Genomic DNA, 10,399 nt, shown 5'->3' with positions numbered 1-10,399 from the left:
GTCGCCGAAGGTTTGCTGTGAGGCATTCTGGAGAAGCTACAAAAGAAAATGTAGGCATAAGTAACGATAATGCGGGCGAGAAACCCGCACACCGAAAGACTAAGGTTTCCTCAGCTATGCTAATCAGCTGAGGGTTAGTCGGGACCTAACGCGAACCCGAAAGGGGAAGTGGATGGACAACAGGTTAATATTCCTGTACCTGCTCACACTAAAAGTGACGGAGGCGTGTATTTGGTGCGTACTGACGGAATAGTACGTTGAAGCGAGTAGTAATACCGCGATAGTACACTGAGACTACGGTCAAGGTGATAATCCAGAGAAGCGACTTCCAAGAAAAGCGAGTGAAGCAGCCCGTACCCTAAACCGACACAGGTAGTTGGGATGAGAATTCTAAGGTGCTCGAGAGATTCATGGCTAAGGAACTAGGCAAAATCGGCCCGTAACTTCGGGAGAAGGGTCGCCCACAGAAATGTGGGCCGCAGTGAAAAGGTCCAGGCGACTGTTTATCAAAAACACAGGGCTCTGCTAAATCGAAAGATGATGTATAGGGCCTGACACCTGCCCGGTGCTGGAAGGTTAAGTGGAGGGTTTAGCTTCGGCGAAGATCTGAAATGAAGCCCCAGTAAACGGCGGCCGTAACTATAACGGTCCTAAGGTAGCGAAATTCCTTGTCGGGTAAGTTCCGACCTGCACGAATGGTGTAACGATCTGGACACTGTCTCAGCCATGAGCTCGGTGAAATTGTAGTATCGGTGAAGATGCCGATTACCCGCAGTGGGACGAAAAGACCCCGTGCACCTTTACTATAGCTTAGTATTGGTTTTGGATAAGTAATGTGTAGGATAGGTGGGAGACTTTGAAGTGACGTCGCTAGGCGTTGTGGAGTCATTGTTGAAATACCACCCTTTGCTTATCTAGAGTCTAACTTCGAGAGAAGGACAGTGCTTGGTGGGTAGTTTGACTGGGGTGGTCGCCTCCAAAAGAGTAACGGAGGCTTCTAAAGGTTCCCTCAGCACGCTTGGTAACCGTGCGTAGAGTGCAATGGCATAAGGGAGCTTGACTGAGAGACATACAGGTCGATCAGGTACGAAAGTAGAGCATAGTGATCCGGTGGTTCCGCATGGAAGGGCCATCGCTCAAAGGATAAAAGGTACGCCGGGGATAACAGGCTGATCTCCCCCAAGAGCTCATATCGACGGGGGGGTTTGGCACCTCGATGTCGGCTCGTCACATCCTGGGGCTGGAGAAGGTCCCAAGGGTTGGGCTGTTCGCCCATTAAAGTGGCACGCGAGCTGGGTTCAGAACGTCGTGAGACAGTTCGGTCTCTATCTACTGTGGGCGTTAGAAATTTGAGTGGATCTGACTCTAGTACGAGAGGACCGAGTTGGACTAACCTCTGGTGTACCAGTTGTTCCGCCAGGAGCATTGCTGGGTAGCTACGTTGGGAAAGGATAAGCGCTGAAAGCATATAAGCGCGAAACCTACCACAAGATGAGATTTCTTTAAAGGGTCGTGGAAGATGACCACGTTGATAGGCTATAGGTGTAAAGGCAGTAATGTCATAGCCGAGTAGTACTAATAACCCATAGGCTTATTGTACACCTGTTTTTTTAGAGTTGCAATATTATTTTTATGATATTTTTTTTCAATATGTTAAGATATTAGTGTTGATTATTTATAACAACCAAAGATTTAAGGTGGTTATAGCGATGGGGCTCACCTCTTACCATTCCGAACAGAGAAGTTAAGCCCATTTGCGCCGATGGTACTGCATTTGTGGGAGAGTAGGTCGTCGCCTTTTTTAAGCCCTTCATAGTAATATGAAGGGCTTTTTATTTTAAATTTTTTGTAGTAAATACTCTATATTTTGTATTTTTTTTTATTTTTAAATAAATTCAGATATATATTGAATGGTTACGAATATCGAGTTAGATTTAGCATGGGATTTTGTTAATAATACAAGTAGAAATATATTTTTAACAGGAAAAGCAGGAACAGGTAAAACTACCTTTTTGCATAAATTAAAAATACACTCTCATAAGCGAATGGTAATAGTAGCACCTACAGGTGTAGCTGCTATCAATGCTAGAGGGGTAACTATTCATTCCTTTTTTCAAATGCCTTTTGGTCCAATTTTGCCTGACACTGTGTTAACTTCATCTAATAGAAAGTTTGGTAAAACGAAGGTTAACATTATTAGATCTTTAGATATTTTAGTCATAGATGAAATAAGTATGGTTAGGGCAGATCTATTGGATGGAATAGATGAAATATTAAGACGTTTTAGAAATAATAAATTAGCTTTTGGTGGTGTACAGTTGCTAATGATTGGTGACTTACAACAACTTTCTCCAGTAATAAAAGAAAATGAATGGCGACTATTAAGCCCTTTTTATAAGAGCGCTTTCTTCTTTAGTAGTCAAGCATATCAACAAAGTAAAACAGTTACAATAGAATTAAGGCATATTTATAGACAAGAGAATCCTATATTTATTGATATCCTTAATCAAATTAGGAGTAATAAACTTACCATAGCATCTGCGGAAGAAATAAATAAACGTCATCAACCTAATTTTATTCCTAAAGAGAATGAAGGTTACATTTCTTTGACAACTCATAACACTAAGGCTAATCAAACTAATAAAAATGAACTTGAAAAACTTAAAAGTAAATCACATACTTACACAGCTACTATAAAAGGTAAATTCCCAGAGCATTCATTTCCAAATACTCATGAACTAATATTGAAGGTAGGAGCTCAAGTAATGTTTATTAAAAATGATAGTTCACCAGAAAAACTCTATTATAATGGTAAAATTGGTAAAGTTATTTTTTTGGATGAAAACGAAGTTATCATTAAATGCCCAGATGATAATTTTAACATTATTACTAAACCAGAAATTTGGGAAAACATTAAATATACAGTTGATCCAAATACCCAAGCTATTACTGAGGATAAAATAGGTACTTATACTCAAATACCTTTGAGATTAGCTTGGTCTATTACTATCCATAAAAGTCAAGGCTTAACTTTTGAAAAAGCAATTATTGATGTACAAGGAGCTTTTGCTCATGGACAAACCTACGTGGCATTGAGTCGTTGTAAAAATTTAGAAGGTTTAGTATTGTTAAATAAAATTAATTCTAGTCAAATAATTTGTGATAGTAATGTAATATCGTTTAATAAAATGGCTGATGAAAATCAACCAAATGAAACCATATTGCAAAAGTCAAAATCTGAGTTTCAGCTTAATTTAATTTCAGAATTATTCGATTTTTATAAGTTTTTATATCCTATAAATCGAGTAATTGAAATCTATTATAAAAACAGAAGAAGTATTGAAGGTGATCTTGAAGCACCTTTAAACACTATGAAAGATGGTGTTACTAATTTTCTTAAAATTGCTAATGCTTTTAAAACTCAATTAAGAAAACTATCTGAAATTATATTAATGCCAGAAACTAGTGATGAAGTTCAAGAACGTTTTAAAAAGGCTGTTGATTATTTTAAAATTGAAACAAACACTAAAATTATTGAACCTTTTAAAATTTTTGGATTTACAACTGATAATAAAACTATTGAAAAAGATTTAAATAAACAATTAGATAATATTGAAGAATTAATTGCAACAAAATTGCTCTATTTTTCTAATTTGTCAAACGGTTTTAAAGTTCAAACGTTTTTAGAATTAAGAGCAAAATCGATGTTTCTAGCTAAAGAAAATTCAAAGAAACCTCGTAAAACTATTATTGATGGGACTACTAATGTTGAGTTATTTGAGTTATTACGCGAATTAAGAAACACAATTGCTAATGAAAATAATTTAATACATTATCAAATATTCACACAGAAAGCTTTGTATGAAATGTGTGAAACATTGCCTACAAATAAAAATGAACTTTTAAAGGTGAATGGTTTTGGTAAAGTGCGTGTTGAAAAATATGGAAATGATATTTTAAGGGTAATTCGAGAGTATTGCGATGAAAATGATATAGAAACATCTAAAGAAACTGAGCTCTTTGAAACTCTAAAACCAAAAAGACAAAAAGGAGATACTAAAAGAGTCTCACTCGAACTTTTCAAATCCGGAAAATCTATTGATCAAATAGCTTTAGAGCGAGAATTAAATGTAAATACTATATTCGGCCATTTGGCAAGTTTTATGCTATCTGGAGAAATTGAAATCACTGATTTAATTTCTAAAAAACACTATAAAGAATTAAAAGAAATTATCCCAAAACATAAATTTGAGAACTTGTCAGATTTAAAATATCAAATTGATGCCAAGTATACTTTTGGTGAGTTACGTTTGGTAATAGAGTATTTAAATGATAAATAAATTGTATTCAAAAATGCAATTATTTAAATTGAATACTTTCTTTTTTGAAATATTAAGTGCTTATATATAAGGTTTTTGCATTAAAGACTGTTAGATTTAAAATAATAACAAAATATATTATAGAAAAATTTCTCATTTGATTTATTAGTATTAATTTGTTTTCTCAAAATCGAAATATACTTCTAAATAAAATGAGAAAAACTTCATTAGTTATTGCATTTCTATTACTTTGTTGTAATGTATTTGCTCAAAAAAATGTTTGGGAAAAAACTATCATTTCAACGACACAAAAGCAAATTCCAGATCAGCCTCAAAAGTCTATCCAATTTAGATTAAATGCGCAACAATTTATTCAACAAATAAGTTCTGTGCCTTCGAGATTTAGTGTTAAACAATCTCAAGTCATAATCGAATTACCTAACGAAAATGGAATTTTAGAGCGTTATTACATGTATGAAGCTTCTAATTTTCATCCAGAATTAGCTGCTAAGTTTCCAAGTATCAAATCATATATAGCGAAGGGAATTAAAAACAATGCAATAGCTAGAATTAGTTATGCACCTTCTCAGGGAATACAAGTTGCTATTGCAAATCTAAATAGAGAAACAATTTTAATTAAACCTTTAGATTTAAAAAAGAATATTTATAGTGTTTTTTCAAGAAGTGAATTAAATAATAGATTAACTGATTTTGAATGTGCAACCATAGATGAATATAGTAATAGGACTTCTAATTTTGATTCTGGAGAGCAAAGAAATGCCGATGATGGTAACCTTAGGCTATATAGAGCGGCAATTTCTACTACTGGAGAATTTTCTCAGTTTTTTCAAGATGGAACCGAAGTAGATGATCAAGAACGTAAGGCTAAAGTTTTGGCCGCAATCAACACTTCATTAACAAGAATAAATGGAATTTTTGAAAGAGACTTTTCTGTAACTATGCAACTTATTGCTAATAATGAAGACGTCATTTTTTTAAATCCGGCTACAGATCCTTATAGCATTGACAACGGTATTTTGCAAAACACCCTAGATTCAACAATAGGTGACGCCAATTATGATGTTGGTCACTTGTTTGGTTATGAAAATAATATATATGGAAATGCAGGTTGTATTGCTTGTGTTTGTACTCCAGGCCAAAAAGGAAGCGGTTATACAGTTCATAGTGCTCCTGATTCAGATCATTTTAATATAATTGCTAGTCATGAATTTGGACATCAATTTGGTGGTTGGCATGTTCAGAGTAATTTTAATTGCAGAAGTTCGAATGAATTACAGGAAGTTGAACCAGGTAGTGGTAGTACAATAATGGGATATGCAGGAATTTGTCCAGCTAATGTTCAAAACGAATCTGATGACTATTTTAATTATGTCGATATAAGAGATATTGCAGAATGGACAATTAACGGAAGCTCTTGTGCACAAATTATCTCAACAGCAAATGAAGCTCCTACAGCAAATGCTGGTAATGATTTTATTATACCAATATCTACTGCGTTTATACTTGAAGGTCAGGGAACTGATGTTGATAATAATATGTTATCATTTTGTTGGGAAGAAAACGATCCAGAGAATCCTTTTAGTGATCAACCACCATCTCCAACTAGAGTACAAGGCCCAATGTTTAGGTCAAAACTACCAGATCTGAATCCTAATAGATATATGCCACAGATTGATGATGTTATTATTGGGAATATTACGCCAACTTGGGAGGTCGTTCCTTCAATTGGAAGAACTATGGATTTTGTGTTAACAGTTAGGGATAATGCTATAGGAGGAGGACAAACAGCATCCGATGAAATGACAGTAACTGTAGATGCAACTTCAGGACCTTTTACCGTTACTTCTCAATCTGTTTCTGAAACTTGGGATGTAGGTAATAATATTACTATAAATTGGGAAGTGGCAGGAACAAATATCGCACCAATTAATGCTACTGAAGTTGATATATTATTATCTATTGATGGTGGTTACACATATCCATTTACATTAATTGAGAACACTCTTAATGATGGAACACAAACTATTTTAATTCCAAATGTTCCTACTACATCTCAGGGAAGGATTATGGTGAGAGCATCTAATAATATATTTTATGCCTTAAATAGTTCTGATATTAATATTCAAACCTCTGAATTTCTAATGAATTTTAGCGATAGTGCTATTTCCATTTGTCAGCCAAACGATGCTGTTTATAATTTCACTTATAATACAATTTTAGGATTTACTGAAACAACTACATTCTCTGCAGAAGGGCTGCCAAATGGTGCCTCAATAACATTCAATCCTACCTCAGCCTCAGAGGATAATATTGATGTAGAAGTTGTTATTAGCAACTCTCAAAATATAGACTTAGGCAATCATAACATAATAATAAAAGGAAACTCAGCATCTATTGAGAAAAGCAGCATAATTTCACTTTCTGTTTATAATAACACAATAAATAGCCCGAATTTAACATATCCTTTAGATGGAGAAACTGGTATTGATCTCAACGATAATTTAACTTGGCAAGAAGATGTTAACGCTAGTAGTTATGAAATACAAGTTGCAACAGATGTTAATTTTAATACGATTATAGCTGATTTAGAAGTTTTTTCTAACAGCCATGCTGTTTCAGAATTAGATTACAATACAACTTATTTTTGGAGAGTTAGAAGTCGTAATGAATGTGGTCTAAGTAATTATTCTAACCCTTATAGTTTTGTAACATTTTGTATTGCACCTAGTAATTTAATGGTAACTACTGCCTTTACAAATGCACTTGAAATTAGCTGGATAGAAAACGGTAGTGCTACATCATGGGAAGTAGAGGTTGTTCCTTCTGGAGATTCACCTACTGGAACTGGAACATTGGTTTCATCAAATCCATATACACATTCTGGATTAAGTTCATTGACAAGCTACGATATATATGTAAGATCTATTTGTAGTGTTTCAAATGTTAGTGGATGGGTTGGGCCAATATCTTTTATAACACCTGCAGATTTTTGTAATGGTAATCATTTTTACGATTCAGGAGGTGAAAATGGGAACTATACCGATGGAGAAAATAGTACAACCATAATAGCACCATCTGATGGATTTAATAGTGTTACAGTAACATTTAATTCATTTCAGTTAGAAGGTTGTTGTGATGCTTTACGAGTTTATGATGGTTTAGATATCAATGCGCCATTGTTAGGACAATATACTGGGACTACAAATCCAGGCCCTTTTACTTCTAATAATCCTTCAGGAGCATTGACGTTTTGGTTTACGTCAGATAGCAGTGTTACTTTTGAAGGTTGGGATGCTACAGTTATTTGTGAGAGTATAAGTTGTCCAAACCCAACAAATTTATTGGTGTCTAATGTTACAACAAGTAGTGCAGATTTAAGTTGGACAGCAGGTAGTGACGAAACAGCATGGGAAATAGAATATGGATTAGTAGGTTTTATTCAAGGTACAGGAACTGTTTTACAAGTAACTAATAATCCATTTAGTTTGACAGGTTTAGATTATAATACTGGATATGATTATTATATTCGAGCAAATTGTGGAATAAATCCAGGAGATGATGATAGTAGTTGGATTGGACCAATAGCCTTCACCACTCAAAACATTAATCCTCCAGGCTATCTTACAGCTGTTTTGTCAGATCAAGAACTAGGTACTGTAGATTTAAATTGGGGAGAACCAAGTGGAATTGTAGGTCGATGGCTTTTAAATTTTGATCATAGTTGTAATAATAATTATTCACAGGCTGAGATAGTCTTTAATAGTGATGGTACGTTCAGTGTTCCTCCTGATGGTGTTTTAGGAGTATGGGAGTTAATTGGAGATCAAATATCTTGGACGTTTGATAATAATGGATTTCAGTATTTTGGAACTCTAACAGGAAGCCATATGGAAGGTATAACGTCTTCCAATGGTTGTTGGTTTGCAGATTTTATATCTGTAGATTATAATTTTCAAATTATATTAGGAGAGTTAATGATTAATGGTGAACCATCCGAAAATGCTAATACGCTTTATACAATAAACTCAAATAGCCTTGCCTTTATAGAGTATAATGTTTATAGAGACGGACAAGTCATAGCTGTAACCTCAGAAACAACTTATATTGATACACTTCCTGATTATGGTATCTATGATTATTATGTGACTGCAATTTATGACGAAGGCGAATCTCAACCTTCTAATGTTGAAACTGTTGAATGGGTTTCTTGTTTAGAACCATCAGATTTATTGGTGTCAAATATTACTACAAGTAGTGCGGATTTAAGTTGGACAGCAGGTAGTGACGAAACAGCATGGGAAATCGAATATGGATTAGTAGGTTTTATTCAAGGAGCAGGAACTGTTTTACAAGTAACTAATAATCCATTTAGTTTGACAGGCCTAGATTATAATACTGGATATGATTATTATATTCGAGCAAATTGTGGAATAAATCCAGGAGATGATGATAGTAGTTGGATTGGACCAATAGCCTTCACCACTCAAAACATTAATCCTCCAGGCTATCTTACAGCTGTTTTGTCAGATCAAGAACTGGGTACTGTAGATTTAAATTGGGGAGAACCAAGTAGTATTGTAGGTCGATGGCTTTTAAATTTTGATCATAATTGTAATAATAGTTATAGTCAAGTTGAGATGATTTTTTTAGATGGTGGAACATTCAATATTCCCTCTGAAGGTAATTCTGGAACCTGGGAACTTATCGGAAATCAAATAACATGGACGTTTGATGATACTGGATTTCAGTATTTTGGAACTTTAACAGGAAACCATATGGAAGGTACAACGTCTTCTAATGGTTGTTGGTTTGCAGATTTTATATCTGTAGATTATAATTTTCAAGTCATAGTTGGTGAGCTAATGAGCAATGGTGAACCATCTGAAAATGCTAATACGCTTTATACAATAAACTCAAATAGCCTTGCCTTTATAGAGTATAATGTTTATAGAGACGGACAAGTCATAGCTGTAACCTCAGAAACAACTTATATTGATACACTTCCTGATTATGGTATCTATGATTATTATGTGACTGCAATTTATGACGAAGGCGAATCTCAACCTTCTAATGTTGAAACTGTTGAATGGGTTTCTTGTTTAGAACCATCAGATTTATTGGTGTCAAATATTACTACAAGTAGTGCGGATTTAAGTTGGACAGCAGGTAGTGACGAAACAGCATGGGAAATAGAATATGGATTAGTAGGTTTTATTCAAGGAACAGGAACTGTTCTACAAGTAACTAATAATCCATTTAGCGTAATGGGCTTAGACTCTAATACTGAATACGATTATTATATTCGAGCAAATTGTGGCGTAAATCCAGGAGATGATGATAGTAGTTGGGTTGGGCCAATATCATTTACAACACTTTTTGATTTTTGTAATGGTGATCATTTTTATGATTCAGGAGGCGAAAATGGGAACTATACCGATGGAGAAAATAGTACAACCATAATAGCACCATCTGATGGATTTAATCGTGTTACAGTAACATTTAATTCATTTCAGTTAGAAAGTTGTTGTGATGCTCTACGAGTTTATGATGGTTTAGATATCAATGCACCATTGTTAGGACTATATACTGGGACTACAAATCCAGGTCCTTTTACTTCTAATAACCCTTCAGGAGCGTTGACGTTTTGGTTTACGTCAGATAGTAGTGTTACTTTTGATGGTTGGGATGCTACTATTTCATGTCAGACGTTAAGTACAACTGAATTTAATTTTGTAGGATTAAAATATTATCCTAATCCAGTTAAAGATGTTTTTAATGTTAGTTATATAAGAGAAATTTCATTTATTGAAGTTTATAATATTTTAGGGCAAAATATAATGTCTATTAAACCTAAAACAAATGCTGTTGAGCTAGATTTTTCAAATTATGAGTCTGGCGCATATTTTGTTAAAATTTGGGTAGATGATAATTTAAAGATAGTAAAGTTAATTAAAGAGTAATGAAGCTGTTCTAATAAAAAAATCGCTATTAGAACCTTTAGTTTAAAAATAAAAAGGCTTCAAAATTAAATTTTGAAGCCTTTTTAAGTATATCTTATA

General features: G+C 34.2%; 2 protein-coding genes and 2 rRNA genes (1 of these 4 cut by a window edge). All 4 read left to right on the top strand.

From position 1 onward, the window contains the following. Positions 1-1,599: ribosomal RNA gene (locus MUN68_RS13245) — 23S ribosomal RNA — on the top strand (it extends 1,220 nt beyond the left edge of the window). A gap of 94 nt (positions 1,600-1,693) precedes the next feature. Further along, positions 1,694-1,801 (top strand): 5S ribosomal RNA (rrf, locus tag MUN68_RS13240). 109 nt (positions 1,802-1,910) lie between these two features. Continuing rightward, positions 1,911-4,340, top strand: a complete 2,430-nt coding sequence (locus MUN68_RS13235; protein ID WP_249996035.1) for a helix-turn-helix domain-containing protein — start codon at positions 1,911-1,913, stop codon at positions 4,338-4,340. A 191-nt stretch (positions 4,341-4,531) separates the two neighbouring features. Next, a complete protein-coding gene (locus MUN68_RS13230; RefSeq protein ID WP_249996034.1) occupies positions 4,532-10,300 on the top strand; it encodes a fibronectin type III domain-containing protein in 5,769 nt (1,922 codons plus the stop codon). The last annotated feature ends 99 nt before the right edge of the window (positions 10,301-10,399 follow it).

This window comes from Psychroserpens ponticola, from assembly GCF_023556315.2.
In the GTDB taxonomy this organism is placed as follows: Bacteria; Bacteroidota; Bacteroidia; order Flavobacteriales; family Flavobacteriaceae; genus Psychroserpens; species Psychroserpens ponticola.
The sequence above is the reverse complement of the archived record's forward strand: the minus strand, read 5'-3'. Positions and strand labels throughout refer to the sequence as shown.